The organism is Cognatishimia sp. MH4019 (assembly GCF_020177595.1).
Lineage (GTDB): Bacteria > Pseudomonadota > Alphaproteobacteria > Rhodobacterales > Rhodobacteraceae > JAHTBL01.
In genome coordinates this window covers 29,976-46,113 of the sequence record NZ_JAHTBL010000012.1, presented here as the reverse complement: position 1 = coordinate 46,113, position 16,138 = coordinate 29,976, and the positions used below count along the sequence as shown (strand labels likewise).

Below are 16,138 nucleotides of genomic sequence, written 5' to 3'. Positions count from 1 at the left end.
CGTTGCGCCCCGGCTCGCATACATCCCCGGCTGAGGATCAGACGAACAGGCCAAAACCCCATGGGCGGCATTGCCGAAACCTTCAAGAAGATCGAGCGCAGGATGCGCAAAGCCGTGCGCGGCGACCTGCAGTCTGCCTCGGGGCGGCGCAAAGCGCGGTTGCAGTATCACGTCTTCGACCATGCGTTCCTGCGTGTCTTCTGGACAAACTTCGATCAAGTCGCTGACGGGGTTTACCGCTCTAACCAGCCCACATTCGCGCGATTTGCGCGCTATAAGAAACTTGGCGTGAAGTCGGTTCTGAACCTGCGCGGTGCCAGCGTCGAAAGCCCTTATCAGTTTGAACGGGAAACTTGTGAAAAGCTTGGGCTGAAGCTGGTAAATGCCAAGATCTACGCCCGCAAAGCAGCCGGTCGGGATGAGCTGCTCCACCTGATCGAGTGCTTTCGCACCATCGAGAAACCCTTCCTGATGCACTGCAAATCCGGTGCGGACCGGGCCGGGTTCGCCTCTGTGCTTTATCTGATGGTGATCGAGGGTAAAACTCTGGATGAGGCGCGCAAGCATCTGTCGGCCCGCTATATCCATTTCAAATGGACCAAGACCGGAATCGTCGATCATATCTTTGATATGTACGAGGAATTTAACGCCCACACGCCGATGCCCATCGAAGACTGGATCGCGACCGTATATGATAAAGGCGAGGCCAACCGCTCTTTCGCGAAACTGCGCGGAGCGGCCTAGCGGCGGCGATAGGCTTGGGCCAGCACCTCTGGATCGGCCCCCAGAAGATAGCGCACCAGGGTCACAAGATTGCGCCAACCCCGGCGCACCCATCCGCCTTGCAGATACCGCTCTGCTCCGGTTTGCGCGATAAATCCAAGGGGCGACAATTGCCCTCTGAGCGCCCGCGCCAAGGCCACATCTTCCATCAATGGGATGTCAGGATAGCCCCCCGCTGCACCATAGGCTGCGCGGCTGACCAGCAATCCCTGATCGCCGTAAGGCAAGCCCAAGACCCGTGACCGCAAGTTTGCCCATCCGGCCACAAATCGCGGCGCAAACCCGTCCGCGCGAAAGCGCAGTGTGCCATAACCTGCACGCGCCTGCGCCATCGCCTCTTGCACAACGTCGCACCAGCCCGGCTCCAGAACCGTGTCAGCGTGCAGCACCAGTAGCCAATCGCCACCGCTTGCGGTCACACCGCGCCGAAGCTGCCCCCCGCGTCCTGGCGCGCCTGTCACCACAACCGCGCCTGCCGCATCCGCCACACGCAGCGTTCCATCGGTGGAACCTCCATCCGACACGACAACCTCCCGGATGATCCCCGCGCGCAGCCCTTCCGTCAGGCTCGCCAATGTTTCCGGCAAGCCGGCTTCTGCATTCAGCGTTGGGATGATGATCGACAGCGGCGCCCGCATAACAGCCTTTCTCATTGAGCCTCCCCTCCCTATATGTCACCTCAAGCGGAAAGGGGATGGGCCAATGATCACAGATCGTAGCATTTTCAGCGTGACCGGCAGCGACCGCGCGACCTTCCTTCAAGGGATGGTCACCAATGATGTCGACAAGCTGAAAGACGGGATCGTCTACACCGCCTTGCTGACCCCGCAAGGCAAATATCTGGCCGATTTCTTCTTGATCCCGGCAGACGATGCGATCCTGATCGACATCAAGACCGAGATCGCAGCCCCCACCCTGCAACGCCTGACGATGTATAAATTGCGCGCGGATGTGCAAATCGCTGAAAGCCCGCTCAAAGTCGGTCGTGGCACTGGCCCGATGCCAGAGGGCGCCTTCCCCGACCCCCGCCATGATGCACTTGGCTGGCGGCACTACGCAGAAACCCCGCATAGCGACGAAACCGACTGGACCGCCCTGCGCGTCACGCACCAAATTCCGGAAACCGGCGTTGAGCTCACACCAGACACCTACATCCTTGAGGTCGGGTTTGAGAATTTGAACGGCGTAGACTTCCGTAAAGGCTGCTATGTCGGTCAAGAGGTGACCGCACGCATGAAGCATAAAACCGAGCTGCGCAAAGGCTTGGCGCAAGTTGCCGTCTCCGGCGACGCTGCAACCGGGGCGCAAATCACCAAAGATGGCAAAGCCGTCGGCACCCTGCTCAGCCGTGCCGGGGATAAAGCGCTGGCCTATCTGCGCTTTGATCGCGCCGACGGACCTCTTGAGGCAGACGGGGCCACCCTACACCGCCTCTGACTTTCGCTTTTTCGAAATATCCATCCCCGGCCGGACGCAATCACGTCGTCTCAAAGCCAAGGGCAGCCTGACCCAATCGCGCCAAATGACAGATAAAATGCGCGCGCAAGCGCGCTCCGCTGGGTTATGCCCGCTCGGAATATTCCATCGTCTCGGTGTTGACGACGATATCCTCGTCCTGCCCCACGAATGGCGGCACCATGACCTTTACCCCGTTGTCCAGCACCGCCGGCTTGAAACTATTGGCCGCCGTCTGGCCCTTTACGACCGGCTCGGTCTCGACAACCTTACAGGTCACCTTTTGCGGCAGCGTGGCATTCAAGGCCTCCGCCTCGTAATACTCGATCGTGATCGTCATGCCGTCCTGCAAGAAAGGCCGCCGATCGCCAAGAATTTCTGAAGGCAACTCGATCTGCTCATAGGTTTCATTATCCATGAATACGAGCATGCCGTCATTCTCATACAGAAACTGCTGATCTTTCTGCTCAAGGCGCACGCGTTCGACCTTATCGGCAGAGCGGAACCGTTCATTCAGCTTGGAACCATTGCGCAGGTTGCGGAGTTCTACCTGAGCAAATGCGCCGCCTTTTCCGGGCTTTACGTGATCAACCTTAACAGCGCCCCAAAGGCCGCCATTATGTTCAAGCACATTTCCAATGCGAATTTCGTTTCCGTTGATTTTGGGCATGACACAAACCTGGCAAAAGGTTGAAGAGAAGATGACCGAGCCTATATCTTGTGTGGTTAACGCCCGCAAGGGAGCGGATACAGGGGGTTTTTCAGAGGTAGCCATGCAGTTTTTGCATAGATGGTATGCATAAAACGGCTACCCGAATCGCTGAAATTCGGTCATAACGACCGCTACGCCCAAATCGCAAGAGCAACAATAAGGATACGGAATGAAAGATTTCGTCGACGGCACCGCCTTCAATAACGAACAGGGCAATCGCGCTCGTAAATTGTTCGCAGCTGTTGTGCTGGCCGCTTTGGATGATGCCATTGCGGATGACAAGAAGTATGGCAACGGGCCTGAGCAGATCGCTCGCTGGGCGCGCTCGCGCGACGGACGCGAAGTTCTGTCTTGCGCTGGCATCGACCCCAACGAACGCGTCGTAGAAGGCCTGATGGAGTTTGTCTCCAAAGGTGTCCGCACCTCCGTGGCTCTGAGCCGCGAAGAGAGCGAACGCCGCAGTCAGCAGGCCGAAGCTGCCTAGTCTGTTGCAGACGCTGCCAAATTAAAAAACGCGGTCCGGGGGGCCGCGTTTTTTTATGCGCCAAGCATCAGTGACCACATGACGACCGGGGCTGCCTGTGCCACCATGAGGGCCGTGATACCAATGCGCGGCCACAGGTCTGGAAACCGCCGCCACAGCACGACGCTTAGCGCGAGGCAGGCCGCGATCTCGATCACGCTCACCAATCCGCCATATTGGTTCGGGTCCCAATAGCTGACAGGGCTTTCAAAAACCCAGTCGCTCACCGGCCAGAAATGGGCGCGCCCATCGTCATGGTGCAGCGGAAAATCGAAAGCCAAATGCAGCAAGGCCGCGCCGGTCAGCGCGACACCCCAAGCCGATCTGCGCCATAGCGCCACCGCCAGAAGCGCGCCCCAGATCAGAAAACTGTTGTCGATCTGAAAGATCGTCTGCCATGTCGGCGAATAATACAGATCGCGAAACACCGTTTCGGGCTCGATCCCCAGCACGAAAATCGCACTGCCCGCGAGCAGGTAAAGCGACAGGTCTGGCAAAAGCGAACCCATCAGCGCTGCCGCTGTCACGGCGCCTTTCCCGCGCTTGGAAAACGCGGCCAATCCGAAGATCAGATGTGCAGGCGTGTTCATGACTTCCCCTTGCCGCGTTCCTTCGCTACCCCAGACCCTGTAAGAGAGGGCGTTCGATGGCAAAGGCAATCATGATCCAGGGGGCAGGCTCGAATGTGGGTAAATCCATGGTCGTGGCCGGCTTGGCGCGGGCCTATGTCAGGCGCGGCCTCACCGTCGCCCCTTTCAAGCCCCAGAACATGTCCAACAATGCCGCTGTTACCGTAGATGGCGGCGAGATCGGGCGCGCTCAGGCGCTTCAAGCGCGGGCAGCGGGCCTCGACCCTGTCGTCGATATGAACCCGGTTCTTCTAAAGCCGGAAAGCGATGTTGGCGCACAGGTGATCCTGCAAGGCCAGCGCTGGGGAACCCTCAAGGCGCGCGATTACGCCAAAGTAAAGCACCAGTTGCTTGGCCCCGCTGTCGAGAGCTTTCGCCGTCTTTCGGACGGCCGCGATCTGGTGATTGTCGAAGGGGCTGGCAGCCCCGCAGAGGTCAATCTGCGCAAAGGCGACATCGCAAATATGGGCTTTGCCGAGGCCGCGAACGTCCCCGTGGTGTTGGTCGGTGATATTGACCGTGGCGGTGTGATCGCGCAGATCGTCGGCACTCAAGTCATCCTGCCCAAAGAAGACCGCGCGCGCATCTGCGCCTTCGCCATCAACAAGTTTCGGGGTGACCCAAGCCTCTTTGATGACGGCTTGCAAGCAATTGTGGAGGCGACCGGCTGGCCCTCCCTCGGGGTGATCCCGTGGTTCTCCGACGCGTGGCGCCTGCCCGCTGAAGACGTCATGGACATCGCCTCCACCCGCGGCGGGCGCGTCAAGATCGCCGTGCCGCGTCTATCGCGGATTGCCAATTTCGACGATCTGGACCCGTTGGCGGCTGAGCCAGATGTCTCTGTCGAGATCATCGAACAGGGTCGCCCTTTGCCTGGCGATGCTGATCTGATCCTGATCCCCGGTACGAAAAGCACCATCGCCGATCTCGCGTTTTTCCGCGCACAAGGCTGGGATGTGGACCTAGAGGCCCATATCCGACGCGGCGGGCATGTGTTGGGTGTGTGCGGCGGCTATCAGATGCTGGGCCACGAGATTGACGACCCGGACGGGATCGAAGGCCCACCTGCGCGGGTCGCTGGGCTTGGGCATCTTGATATTGCGACCCGTATGAAGCCTGAAAAGCGGCTGGCCCTCAGTCAGGCAACCTATATGCCCAGCGGGGATGACGTCACTGGATATGAGATCCATATCGGCGAAACGCAGGGCCGCGATTGCGAGAACGCGTGGCTTGATCTGGATGGACGGCGCGAAGGTGCAGCCGCACGCGGCGGGCAGATCAAGGGGTGCTACTTGCATGGGCTGTTTAGCTCGGATGGCTTTCGGCGCGCGTATCTGGCAGGAATCGGTGCGCCGATCGCCGCGACGTCTTATGAGGCGACGGTCGAGACGACGCTTGATAGGCTTGCCGATCATCTGGAGGCGCATCTTGATCTGGACTTGCTCTGGACCCTCGCGAGCGATGTTTAGCGAGAAAAACTCTTTAGAAGGGTTTGGGGAAACGTTTTCTGAAAACTTTTCAGCCTTGGGCACTGCCAAGCCCCCGCCCCGGACCTGATCCGGGGCCTCATGGGGTTGGGGTTGTGCAACAATGGCAGCGGGGTCCCGGATCAGGTCCGGGACGGGGGGAGCCTTGCTCACACCGCCGTTACCAAAATCACGCAATACCCCGTCACGGACCCGTGATGTGCGTTCGCGCACATACGCCAAGATCACCGTGCGCGTTTTCAGGTCCACTGCGGAATGCCATTTGTCTGTCATCGGAAGCGCAAACTTCCAAACACACACAACGCAAACACAACACACACAAAGGACTAAACAAATGAAATTCGCTCTTATCTCCGCACTCGTCGTCGCTGCCGCTCCGGCTTTCGCTGACATCACCTCACCTGCTGAAGCCAATGCACAGCACGGGTTTGAGACCTCGTTCGTGGCCTCCAACGATCTGGGCAAAACCTCCCCCGCTGAGATCGCTGGTGAAGGCACCGTCGGCAATGACGTGATCTCCACCCAAAACGTCGACACCCTCGCCAAGCTGGGCGTCACATCGGCTGCTGAGCTGGCAGCCCGCTAAGACCACTTTCGCGCCGCTGCCTCTCCCTCGGTGGTGCCGATAGGCGGACCAACTACAAAGTGATGCAAAAAAAACCGGTTCCCGTTTGCAAACGCGGGGGCCGGTTTTTGCGTGGAAAGGAAGGATCAGTCGAAGTCTTTGCTGTCCATGATCCGGTGGATTTCCCGGCGCACCAGCTTGCGTACGTTGCGCGTGATCCGAGCGCCCAGTGCGCCTTGGAGTTCTTGACGGACCAGTTCCGACACCATTTCGCGCAGCGCCTCTTCATCCAGCCTTGCGTCGTCTTCGGTCGCGAAGGCGTCAAAGGCGTCTTCAGAAGCCTCTGCAGCATCGTCTTCGGCTTCTTCTTCAGCCTCGAGCACCGGCTCTTGCGCAGGGGTCGAGACCGGGATTTCCTCAGGCTCGACCGTTTCCCAGATATCGGACACGCTGGAGGATAGCGCCGATGGCGTATTCTCGTCGCTGTCGTCCAATCCGTCGGGGTCCCAGCTTTCCTCCTGCTGCGCCACGGCCGCTTCCAGCTCGGCAATACGCGATTCGAGTGGGTCAGAGGGGGCGGTCGCACTGATCTCGACAATTTCTGCCTGCAGAGCGTCTTCGGGAACATCCTCGAACATCGGGGCGTCAGACACGTCTTCATCGACGGTATCCTCAGCCGACAGGTCCGAAATCTCCTCGATCTCGGAGGCGCCATCTGCCGCTTCAAAGAGGCTGGCTGCGTCGTCGTCGGACACGGGATCTACATCGAAATCGGTCAAATCATCTTCTGACACTGTATACTCGTCAGAGGATACAGCCTCCGACGACTCGGTCTCGGCGCTTTCGTCTTCTGTCTCTTGCACCCGGAAATCGGGTGTCAAAACCAGCCGTTCCGGCGGCGCTTTGGCGTCGGAAGAGCCTTTTTCAGAAGGGCGCGGATCATCCGATACCAGTTTCCTGATCGACGACAGCACGTCTTCGATTTCGACATTCGTTACCGGATCGGACATTGTTTATCCTGCTTTGGCCTCGGCTCAACTTTAGCCGCAGCGGCACGCTCAGACAACCGGTGATGAAAATTGTGCAGAGTTTTCCGCACCGCCCCCTTAGTCGCGATTGAGGGCGCGCAGCACCTTGTCCAACTGCTGACCCTGACGGCTGGTATAAGTCGGCGCATTTTTCACTGCATTGTAATATGCAGCAGGATCATAGACTTGCACGTTAAGGTTGAGATGATCCGCGGTCAGCAGCCCCATCGAAGACAGCACCGCATAGGCTGCAACCGTTTCTTGCGTGGCCGCACTGACAGCGCTGGCGCGGGCGTCCAGAAGCTCTTGCTCGGCGTTGAGCACATCAAGCGTCGTTCGCGCACCTAATGTGGCTTCTTCGCGCACGCCTTCAAACGCAACCTGCGCGGCACGGATCTGACGCGCGACAGCCTGCCGGTTTGCCGTCGCAGACCGCAACTGGGCAAACGCATTACCGACGCCCTGACTGATCTGATCGCTCACGATATGGACATTCGCACGTGCAGCAACAGCACGCTGTTGAGCCTGACGGATCAGCGAGCTCAGTTCGCCCCCGCGATAAAGTGGGCCACCAAAATTGAGCGTGAGCGTTTCGGTGCCGAGATATTCCTCATCGTCCCATGTAGCGGTGCCCTGGGCGCTTAGCGTCGGCTTGATCGCGGCCTTTGCGGCACCGACATTCAGATCAGCCGCTGCCACTTCGTGCTGGGCCTGCTGCAAATCAGGATGCCCGGTCAGCGCGATCCGCTTGGCTTCCTCCTCGGAATTGGCGGTCTGCGGCAAACGACGGGGCGCCACCAAGCGGCCCGGAAGGCGGCCGACCACATTGAGATACTCCTCGCGCGCGATGTCGAGGTTCCCGCGCGCCAAAGCCAGCTCTGCCCGGGCCGAGGCCAAACGGGCTTCGGCTTGTGCAACATCGGTGCGGGTGACTTCCCCAACTTCAAACCGGTCGCGCGCCGCCCGCAACTCCTGCGTGATCAATCGAACGTTGTTTTGACGCAGCGCCAAAATCTCGGAGTCGCGCCGCACGGACATGAATGCCTCGACCGCACGAGCCAGGATTGATTGTTCTGCAGAGACAAGTCCCTGGCGGGTTGCCAAAACAAGCTCCTTGCGCGACTCAACCCCAAATTGGCGTCGCCCGAAATCCCACAAGACGAGATCAGCGGTCAGTTGCAGCGAGCCATTGATGCTGTCCTGACCTAGGGGTTGCGGATTTGTGTAGCGGTTTGAGTAGACCCAACTGATAATCGGGCGCAGGGCAGACACGGCTTGCGCGACGTCCTCGTCGGTGGCCCGTAGCAGCGCGCGCTGCTGATCCAGCAATCCGCTTGTTTCATATGCGCCAACCAGCGCATCCGCGAGCGTCTCGGCTTTGGCGACAGCCCCTGTGCCGATCCCGGCCACAATCGCAGCGCCCATCACAGCCGACCTGATTACTTTGCGCAGCATATTCTGTCCTTGTCCTGTTGAGCCGCCTTGGTGAGCGCGCTCTGAATTCCACGGAACAGCTCAAGCGTTCCGCTATACTTGCTCAAGCATAGCATAAATTATTCCCATCATTTTACTAGAACGATCAGTTCAAAAAATTCACTATAAAACCAGTGTGTTTTGACAGGCTAAAATTCGAATGCGGAGGCGCGCTGAAAGCCTTCCAGAACCGGCGCGCCCGCATTGAATTCATCGCGCCAGCTGATCTGCCCGTCAACCTTATAGCCAACCCGCACGACACCCAGCGCCCCTTGCGCGAAAAGCGCACAGATCCGGCCATTTTCCTTCAGCTGATCGCTGAGTGTTTCGGGCAATATCTCGACGGCCCCTTGCAGGATGATAACGTCGTAAGGCCCATGCTCGGCCGCGCCGTCTTTCAGCGCGCCGACCTGCACCATCGCATTATCCACGTCATGATCGCTCAAGGTCGCCTGAGCGTCTTCGGCCATGCTCTCGTCGCTTTCCAGTCCAATCACAGCCTGCGCCATCCGCGCAATCACCGCCGTCGAATAGCCCAGCCCACAACCGATATCGAGCACCAGCTCGTCATTGGCGATATCCAGCGCATCCAGCATCTTGGCAAGCGTCCGCGGCTCCAGGATAACGCGATTTTCAGCCAAAGGCAGGTTTTCCCCAATATAAGCCGTATCGCGCAATTGTCGTGGCACATAGGCCTCACGCGGGACGGCAAGCATCGCATCGATGATCGGGAATTTCGTGACATCCGATGGTCGGACCTGGGTGTCGACCATCATCGTGCGGCGGGTGGTATTGTCGGACATGCGGCGTTCCATTCAGACAAAACGGGGCTGAGTGATCCCTTGCCACACCTGACCGCGCCGGGCAACGCCCAAGCGCCGATAACCAGCTTGCGCGACCCTTTGCCTTGCGCTAGGTGAAGCGCACCATTGCGGCGAGTTGGCGGAGTGGTGACGCAGCGGATTGCAAATCCGTGTACACCGGTTCGATTCCGGTACTCGCCTCCAATTATTCTTCTTGACCATAATTGCCCAATGATATCAACATACCTCATGATTTACATGGGGTTATGATATTGTTCTGCGGGCAGAGATGTGTGAACCACTGTGTGAATCCCTGTGAGGTGGTGGTGTGAAATACCTAAGCCCAAGAGGTGGCAGCTACCAGTTCGAACGCAGTGTCCCAAAGGACCTGAGGGAAATACTAGGCATCAGTAAGTGGCGTGAGAGCCTGCGAACGGACAGCCGCAGCGAAGCCGAACATCGTTGCCGGAAGAAAACACTTGAAACAGATGCAGTGATAAAACAGGCCCGCAACGGCACCCTTCGGCACTACTCAGACCAGGAACTCGAAGACCTAGCTGCATCATGGAGCATAAGGTTCCAGCTGGACTTTGAAGCTATCATCGCAAATGAACTGCATCCTCAACACATCAGTGAGGGTCGGCCAGTTCATGCAAGAGGAACGTCGAAGATATTCACATCTCGGCGAATGCTTGAGGATGATGTTCGCAAATGGTTGCAAACCTTAGAAGAAACACCCGATATTGCGGGTCCGGATTGGAGCAGACTAATCGATGGGTGCCTCGACGAGTATCTTGTGGCAAACCCTAGCCTCCAAGGAGACTGGCAAAGCGTTCTCGTCGATCAAGGTCTAGACGCGGCAATGTTGAACCAGCTTGAGACCAAGGTCGTCGCTCGGAAACAGTCGGTGCCCACGTCCCACCTTTTATCCAACATCTTTGAAGAGTTTGTGAGGGAAGTTGGAACGATTGATGAAGGAACGCTCAATGAATATCGCATTGGTGTCCGGCGTTTCATTGAACTTCACGGCAACCTTGATGCAACTAAGATAACGAGACACCATGCAAAGAGCTTCCGAGATGCCATTCGGATGCTACCTAGCCGCCCACCCAACGCTGTTAGGAGCCAGAGTCTTGCGAAACAAGTTGATTGGGCGTTGCTTCAAAATGCAAAAACTGTGGGCCAATCTGCTATCAACAAGAACCTACTGGGCGTTAAGCGCACCCTAGACTATGCCTTTCTTGAGACTGCTATCTTCAACAACCGCGATTGGCGTAACCCCTTCGACGGGTTCTCTAGGAAACCAGGCAAACCCAAGAACCCGATCAAGCCGTTTACTCCTAACCAGCTAACCCGAGTTTTTTCAAGCGAGGTCTACCGGACTAAAACTGTAGAAAAGTTTTGGATACCTCTTGTTCTTTTTTACACTGGTGCACGGTTAGACGAAATCAGCCAACTCCATGTGGATGACATCAAGATGGAGCCGCTACCGCATATACTCGCTGAAAATCTTGAAGACGAGGATCAAGAGATCGCAAAGAAGCTGAAGACCGAGTCTTCCCATAGAACGATTCCGATTCATCATAAACTAATCACAACAGGCTTCTTGAACTATGTTGCTGCCATTAGAAGCACCGGAGCACGTCATTTGTTTCCCGGCCTCCCGCATAAGAAGGGCCGTGGTAGCGGCGACTTAGTATCGAGGGACTTCATCACCAGGTTCCGTAATGTCGGAGAACGAGACAAAACCACCGGCCTGAACACACGGTCCCTCGTCACACATAGCCTTCGGCATTCTTTCAGAACGTTTGCGCTCTACTTGCCTGACCAAATGTTCGTGCAGATTGCGATGGGCCACTATGTGTCGGGAGAATCAATCCAGACTTATGGGCGTCAAGCCTACCTCATGCCGGACCTCTTACATCAAAAGGTATTCAAGGACATCGACCTTCCACCTATTGACGATACCTTCATCCAGCAAGAAGCCGAGCGTTACTTATCAGCGATTACAATAACTTAGGGCTGATGAAGGTAACATCAATGACGCCGCTGTGCACTTTCATAAACGGCCTTTAGCACCGCATCTCGGACCATCGCCCAAGCGTCAGCATTTCCGAGCAGCTTTGCCAACACTTCTGGGTTCCGCTCGTTCCGCTCAAACGCCTTTTCCATTACCGCATCTGCATTTGCCATTGTGAAGTTTTCATAACTGTTGGTTCTCGCCTGAGCTACTACGCCCTCGTCTGCCATCATATCTGCTGCCCACTGGTCCACCGCCAACTTGTCCGCGTCGGAGAAGTCGAAATTGAACCGTTGGTTGACGCTGCCCAAAATTTCGGACAACTGCGCCATTTCCGGCTCTCCGGCAGCACTGGTTCCGACGCTTGTAGTGCCTGACAGCGGGACGACATCACCCTGGGTCAGCGAAGCATCTCCTTCAGATGTCTTCTTGAGGCGGTAGTATTCGAGCCCAACGTCCCCATCGATTGCGAGAGCCCCACCACCCTCCCGCTTTGGCAATCTCGCCCGGAGCAGGCGGCCAAAAGTGTAGAGCTTCTCCAGGTCAGTGTCTTCGATCCTCACCATTTGGGTAATCGCCGCATAGAGGCGCAAAAACTGCGTCAGGGTCTTCCTGAATTCTTCTTGTCGATCTTCGTCGGGTTCTTCGGTGAAACGGCCTATGGCCGGGTCAGTGGCCGCATACAGCTTACCCTGATCCTGAGGCCTCCGCTTTGGATCGTAGAACGCTTCGGCAAATGTCTGCACTTCTTGGGCCCAGAAATATTGGAAGCCTTCGAGGTCAGAGTGCAGACGGTAGATCATATTTGGGTCGGTCGGCTCATCAATTTCGGCGGTCTCGAAGTATGGCTTGAACGCCTCTTTGATGTCGTCAGCTTCATTCACGAAATCCAGAACAAACGTATCATCTTTGCCAGATGTCGTTCGGTTTAGCCTGGACAAGGTTTGCACCGCAGCCAAGTCTTGCAACCGCTTGTCCACATACATCGTATGAAGCAGTGGCTGATCGAACCCCGTCTGGTATTTCTCTGCAACGATAAGAAAGTGCTGGTCATCCTGGCCAAACTTCTCTGGAAGCTCGGATTCCTTGATCCCATTCATACCAGTTTCGGTATATTCCTCCCCCGGCATGTCAGGATCAGGCACAGAGCCTGAGAACGCCACCAGAACACCAAGGTCGTATCCTTTGGCATCTATGTATGTTTGGAACGCTTGTTGGTATCGAACGGCGTGTAAGCGGCTAGAGGTCACGACCATTGCCTTAGCCCTGCCTCCCAGACGCTGACGGACATGGGTTCGGTAGTGCTCCACCATTACCTCAGTCTTCTGGGCAAGGTTGTGCGGATGAAGGGACATGAACCGGGCGATTGCCTTCTGGGCCTTCTTCTTCTCCAGTTCTGGGTCGTCCTCAATGGTTTTCTCTAGGCGGTAGAACGCCTTGTATGTGGTATAGCCCTTGAGAACATCGTGAATGAACTTTTCCTCGATTGCCTGCCGCATCGAATAGACGTGAAACGGCTGTGGTTCATTCGATCCTGGCAGGTAATGTCCAAACGTTTCAACAGTCCGCTTCTTGGGGGTGGCAGTGAAGGCAAAGAAGCTGAGGTTGGGTTGCTTGCCCTTCTGCCGGATCGCATTGACGATCAGCGGGTCAATGTCGCCATCGGCGATCTCGATGGCTTCCTTGCCTTCAGCGCCAAGCACCTTGCGAACGTCCTCGGCGGCTGTGCCGTGTTGGCTGCCGTGGGCTTCGTCTACGATCACGGCGAACCGTTTGCCTGATTGGTCCAGCACAGTGTGGGCTTCGCTGCCCCAGACCGCTGAGAAGCTTTGAAGTGTGCAGACGATGATCTGCTTACCATCGTTCAATGCTTTGGCCAGTTGTGGTGACTTTGATCCTTTTGTTGGGTCGATACGTTCGACGATCCCCGACTTGTGATCAATCCCGAACACCGTTTCCTGCAACTGAGCGTCCAGCACACGGCGATCCGTGATGATGATCACACTATCGAAGACACGCTGGTCCTCGGCGCTGTGCAGGCCCGCCAGGCGGTGTGACAGCCATGCGATGGAGTTAGACTTACCAGACCCCGCAGAGTGCTGGATGAGGTAGTTATTGCCCGCCCCTGTGGCCTTGGCATCCGCGATCAGTGCCGTGACCACATCTAACTGATGATACCTGGGAAAGATCAGCGTTTCTTTGATCTTCACCTTCCCTTTGTCGTCCTTGTCTTCCTTGCGGTCGAGGAACATGAACCGTTGGATGATGTCGAGCCACCGATCCTTGGCCCAGACATCCTCCCAAAGATACGCAGTGCGATGGCCAGACGGGTGGTCAGGGTTGCCTGCACCGCCATCCCGGCCCCGGTTGAACGGAAGGAAGAACGTGGCTTTCCCGGCCAGCTTGGTGGCCATGTAGACCTCGGAACCATCAACGGCAAAGTGAACCAGCGCACCGGACTTGAAGGCCAGCACAGCGTCTTTGGGGGACCGGTCGAACTTGTATTGCTTGACCGCGTTGGCGACTGTCTGGCCGGTGAAGCTGTTCTTCAACTCTGCCGTAGCAACGGGGATACCGTTCAGTGATAGCACCAGGTCCAGCCTATCCTTGGGGGTGCGCAGGGAATGGTGCACTTCATCCGTCACTTCGAGGATGTTGGCGGCATAGCGGGCGGCGGTGTCGGGGTTCAGGCCCGTGTTGGGCTGGAAATAGGCCAGCCGCACCTGACCCACTGTGATGTCGCGAAAGCCTTGGTGCAGCAGATGCAGCGTCCCGTCTTTGGCCTTAGTCTCCATGATCCGCTCTAGGATACGGGTTTCGGCCTTGGGGCCATATGCCTTTTGCAGGGCGTCCCACGTGTCTGGCTGGGTGGTCTGGATGAAACGGAAGATCGACGACGGGAACAGACCGCGTTCGGCGTCGAAGGTGGTTCTGTCCCCTTGGGTATAGCCGCCAGCCGCGCAGAGGGTGGCCTTGATAATGTCCTGAAAAGTGCGTTCTGTGTGAATGTTCATGCCGCGTCCTTCTCAGTCATATCGGCGAGAGGGATTTGGCCTGTAACGGCGGCGGAGATCAGGGCGGAGCGGCGTTCTTTAAGGGTGACCAACGCGCTCTCAGCAGACCCAGAAAGAACACCGAACTCTTCATCAGTATCAATAAGGCGCTGCTCAATGGCCTTTTGTTCACTTTTAGGAGCCACCGGTATCCTTATTGGCGCAATATGCTTATTGTTGATTTGAGGGACCGTAGATACATCCGCCAATTTTTCCAAAGATAAGAACTGAACGATCTTTGCGAGGATGTCCGTGGATATTCTGCTGCTTGGTGAAATACCCATGATGTTGGTATCCACCAGAGCTGGTTTTGCGAGGATACGAACCTTATTCGTGAATATTGCACCACCTCTTTTTGGGAAGATGATAGTTCCCGCTGGCAGTAGACTAGTTGGGTCACACGTAACCCTTTCGGCAGACACATCAATCATGGAACCGGACGGTCCGTTATTCAGGTCACCGACTTTGATGTAAGGATACTTGTTGTCACTCCCCAATGTAAGACCATCGGGGGCCAAGCCGGACTTAAACGTGAAAAGGTGGCTGCCTTTCCAAACCTCCCAATGCGCCGGAACCTCGCCGAGCCAGTCTATGCCGCTGTCTTTCATGGGGGCGTCGGGGTTGAGGCCCTTGGTGACGGCGTGGGAGATGACGGCCTGACGCTTTTCGGTCAGCAGCGCAATGAGCCGCTCCAGCCGCTCCACCAACGCATCAATCCGCCCCGTCTCCCGATCCAAATACCCGGCGATGATCTGTTGTTCTTCGAGGGGTGGAATGGCGACTTTGATGTTGCGGAACTCATCAAACGGTAGGTCCCATTGGTTGGGCCGTATTCCCTTGGATCGGGCGCGGTATTCTTCGATCATTCCTTTGTGACGAAGCAAGTGATGTAGGAACCGGCGATCATGGTCCCCGAACACTGAGCAGACATAGTAGGCGGGGCTTACGATGCCTCGATGATCGGAAACAGCAATGGAGCCCTGCCACGTCTTCATCTTGTTTAGAACGAGGTCCCCTTGCTCGACAAACTGATACGCTGACAGGTCTTCCGATGCCTTATTGTGATTGTCATCCCGACTTGCTTTGGGAACGACACCCCAATCGCGATAGACCGAAAGAAGCTGCTCTTCTGGCCGGTTCTTTTCGACCTTCCGGCGGGTGAACGCCCATATTGGTAGCCGTTCCCAGGTTGAGTTGGATTGAACATTCATCCGGCCAACTCCTTGATGATCTCAACCACCCGCCACAGGTCGCGACCGTCATAGGACATCAGCCGTCCGTCCTGCATCGCTGGGAGCTTCAGGATGTGGGACGCCGGGGCCATCGCTGCCCGTGCCGGATCATCTGCCAACGGGTTCATGCCCTCACCAACATAGGCATCTTCATGCATGTCGATGGACCGCATCCATAGCCCACCACGACGTGGGGCAGTATGATGCACCAAGGGCTTTCCTTTGCCGCATTCGTAGAACTTGATGGACGAGGTATCCAAGCCACCCTCTTCGGGCATCAGGTCATGTGTGTTCCACGGTGTGATGTTTTCATGGTGCAGGATCAGTTGCGTAACCGCCATATGGAAGTCCTCGTTGAAGGTATCTTTCGTCACA

15 protein-coding genes and 1 tRNA gene are annotated in these 16,138 nt (G+C 56.8%); 7 read left to right on the top strand and 9 right to left on the bottom strand.

Going from position 1 to position 16,138, the window contains the following annotated elements; genetic code table 11:
* The first annotated feature begins 60 nt into the window (after nt 1-60).
* The gene (locus tag KUW67_RS16890; RefSeq protein ID WP_224826507.1) at nt 61-744 is read left to right on the top strand and encodes a tyrosine-protein phosphatase; all 684 of its coding nucleotides are present in this window, start codon (nt 61-63) and stop codon (nt 742-744) included.
* Here KUW67_RS16890 and KUW67_RS16885 read toward each other — a convergent pair.
* Complete coding sequence (locus tag KUW67_RS16885; RefSeq protein WP_224826556.1) at nt 741-1,421, bottom strand: TIGR04283 family arsenosugar biosynthesis glycosyltransferase; 681 nt, start codon at nt 1,419-1,421, stop codon at nt 741-743. The two genes, KUW67_RS16890 and KUW67_RS16885, sit on opposite strands and share 4 nt — an antisense overlap.
* 67 nt (nt 1,422-1,488) lie before the next feature.
* Between KUW67_RS16885 and KUW67_RS16880 the strand changes: the two genes are divergently transcribed.
* Nucleotides 1,489-2,220 (top strand): folate-binding protein, encoded by a 732-nt coding sequence (locus KUW67_RS16880; protein WP_224826555.1) that lies wholly within the window; start codon nt 1,489-1,491, stop codon nt 2,218-2,220.
* Nucleotides 2,221-2,344: 124 nt separating this feature from the next.
* Here KUW67_RS16880 and efp read toward each other — a convergent pair whose 3' ends face one another.
* Entirely contained in the window at nt 2,345-2,908 is a 564-nt protein-coding gene (gene efp, locus KUW67_RS16875) for an elongation factor P (RefSeq protein ID WP_224826506.1), read from the bottom strand.
* Nucleotides 2,909-3,119: 211 nt separating this feature from the next.
* On the opposite strand from efp, the gene KUW67_RS16870 reads away from it, so the two are divergent.
* Nucleotides 3,120-3,434, top strand: a complete 315-nt coding sequence (locus KUW67_RS16870) for a DUF6280 family protein (RefSeq protein WP_224826505.1) — start codon at nt 3,120-3,122, stop codon at nt 3,432-3,434.
* 53 nt (nt 3,435-3,487) lie between these two features.
* Here the strand turns inward: KUW67_RS16870 and KUW67_RS16865 are convergent, their stop codons facing one another.
* Complete coding sequence (locus tag KUW67_RS16865) at nt 3,488-4,063, bottom strand: cobalamin biosynthesis protein CobQ (RefSeq protein ID WP_224826504.1); 576 nt, start codon at nt 4,061-4,063, stop codon at nt 3,488-3,490.
* Nucleotides 4,064-4,119: 56 nt separating this feature from the next.
* On the opposite strand from KUW67_RS16865, the gene KUW67_RS16860 reads away from it, so the two are divergent.
* Nucleotides 4,120-5,571, top strand: a complete 1,452-nt coding sequence (locus KUW67_RS16860) for a cobyric acid synthase (RefSeq protein ID WP_224826503.1) — start codon at nt 4,120-4,122, stop codon at nt 5,569-5,571.
* Between the two features lie 352 nt (nt 5,572-5,923).
* Nucleotides 5,924-6,175: a hypothetical protein gene (locus KUW67_RS16855; protein ID WP_224824156.1), complete on the top strand. Its 252-nt coding sequence runs from the start codon at nt 5,924-5,926 to the stop codon at nt 6,173-6,175.
* A gap of 125 nt (nt 6,176-6,300) precedes the next feature.
* Here KUW67_RS16855 and KUW67_RS16850 read toward each other — a convergent pair whose 3' ends face one another.
* From KUW67_RS16850 to KUW67_RS16840, 3 genes are all read right to left on the bottom strand, one after another.
* On the bottom strand, nt 6,301-7,164 hold the full coding sequence (locus tag KUW67_RS16850; protein WP_224826502.1) for a DUF2497 domain-containing protein: 864 nt from the start codon (nt 7,162-7,164) through the stop codon (nt 6,301-6,303).
* A 96-nt stretch (nt 7,165-7,260) separates the two neighbouring features.
* Nucleotides 7,261-8,637, bottom strand: coding sequence for a TolC family outer membrane protein (locus KUW67_RS16845; protein WP_224826501.1), 1,377 nt, complete (start codon nt 8,635-8,637; stop codon nt 7,261-7,263).
* Nucleotides 8,638-8,804: 167 nt separating this feature from the next.
* Nucleotides 8,805-9,458, bottom strand: coding sequence for a protein-L-isoaspartate O-methyltransferase (locus tag KUW67_RS16840; RefSeq protein ID WP_224826500.1), 654 nt, complete (start codon nt 9,456-9,458; stop codon nt 8,805-8,807).
* A gap of 130 nt (nt 9,459-9,588) precedes the next feature.
* Between KUW67_RS16840 and KUW67_RS16835 the strand changes: the two genes are divergently transcribed.
* Nucleotides 9,589-9,662 (top strand) — tRNA-Cys (locus tag KUW67_RS16835).
* Between the two features lie 124 nt (nt 9,663-9,786).
* On the top strand, nt 9,787-11,478 hold the full coding sequence (locus tag KUW67_RS18540) for a DUF6538 domain-containing protein (RefSeq protein ID WP_224826499.1): 1,692 nt from the start codon (nt 9,787-9,789) through the stop codon (nt 11,476-11,478).
* A 17-nt stretch (nt 11,479-11,495) separates the two neighbouring features.
* Here KUW67_RS18540 and KUW67_RS16825 read toward each other — a convergent pair whose 3' ends face one another.
* From KUW67_RS16825 to KUW67_RS16815, 3 genes are read right to left on the bottom strand one after another with little or no spacing between them, the layout of a single operon-like run.
* Entirely contained in the window at nt 11,496-14,492 is a 2,997-nt protein-coding gene (locus KUW67_RS16825; protein WP_224826498.1) for a type I restriction endonuclease subunit R, read from the bottom strand.
* Nucleotides 14,489-15,742 carry a restriction endonuclease subunit S gene (locus tag KUW67_RS16820; protein WP_224826497.1) on the bottom strand — a complete coding sequence of 418 codons (1,254 nt, stop codon included), beginning with the start codon at nt 15,740-15,742 and terminating at the stop codon, nt 14,489-14,491. Before KUW67_RS16820 ends, KUW67_RS16825 begins: the two co-directional genes overlap by 4 nt.
* Complete coding sequence (locus KUW67_RS16815) at nt 15,739-16,137, bottom strand: hypothetical protein (RefSeq protein ID WP_224826496.1); 399 nt, start codon at nt 16,135-16,137, stop codon at nt 15,739-15,741. The genes KUW67_RS16820 and KUW67_RS16815 overlap by 4 nt, the downstream gene beginning before the upstream one ends.
* Nucleotide 16,138: the final 1 nt, after the last annotated feature.

What these genes read in the sequence shown, in the direction of transcription:
- KUW67_RS16890 (WP_224826507.1), top strand. Translation starts at nt 61, where the DNA reads ATGGGCGGCATTGCCGAAACCTTCAAGAAGATCGAGCGCAGGATGCGC.
- KUW67_RS16885 (WP_224826556.1), bottom strand. Translation starts at nt 1,421, where the DNA reads ATGCGGGCGCCGCTGTCGATCATCATCCCAACGCTGAATGCAGAAGCC.
- efp (WP_224826506.1), bottom strand. Translation starts at nt 2,908, where the DNA reads ATGCCCAAAATCAACGGAAACGAAATTCGCATTGGAAATGTGCTTGAA.
- KUW67_RS16870 (WP_224826505.1), top strand. Translation starts at nt 3,120, where the DNA reads ATGAAAGATTTCGTCGACGGCACCGCCTTCAATAACGAACAGGGCAAT.
- KUW67_RS16865 (WP_224826504.1), bottom strand. Translation starts at nt 4,063, where the DNA reads ATGAACACGCCTGCACATCTGATCTTCGGATTGGCCGCGTTTTCCAAG.
- KUW67_RS16860 (WP_224826503.1), top strand. Translation starts at nt 4,120, where the DNA reads ATGGCAAAGGCAATCATGATCCAGGGGGCAGGCTCGAATGTGGGTAAA.
- KUW67_RS16855 (WP_224824156.1), top strand. Translation starts at nt 5,924, where the DNA reads ATGAAATTCGCTCTTATCTCCGCACTCGTCGTCGCTGCCGCTCCGGCT.
- KUW67_RS16850 (WP_224826502.1), bottom strand. Translation starts at nt 7,164, where the DNA reads ATGTCCGATCCGGTAACGAATGTCGAAATCGAAGACGTGCTGTCGTCG.
- KUW67_RS16845 (WP_224826501.1), bottom strand. Translation starts at nt 8,637, where the DNA reads ATGCTGCGCAAAGTAATCAGGTCGGCTGTGATGGGCGCTGCGATTGTG.
- KUW67_RS16840 (WP_224826500.1), bottom strand. Translation starts at nt 9,458, where the DNA reads ATGTCCGACAATACCACCCGCCGCACGATGATGGTCGACACCCAGGTC.
- KUW67_RS16825 (WP_224826498.1), bottom strand. Translation starts at nt 14,492, where the DNA reads ATGAACATTCACACAGAACGCACTTTTCAGGACATTATCAAGGCCACC.
- KUW67_RS16820 (WP_224826497.1), bottom strand. Translation starts at nt 15,742, where the DNA reads ATGAATGTTCAATCCAACTCAACCTGGGAACGGCTACCAATATGGGCG.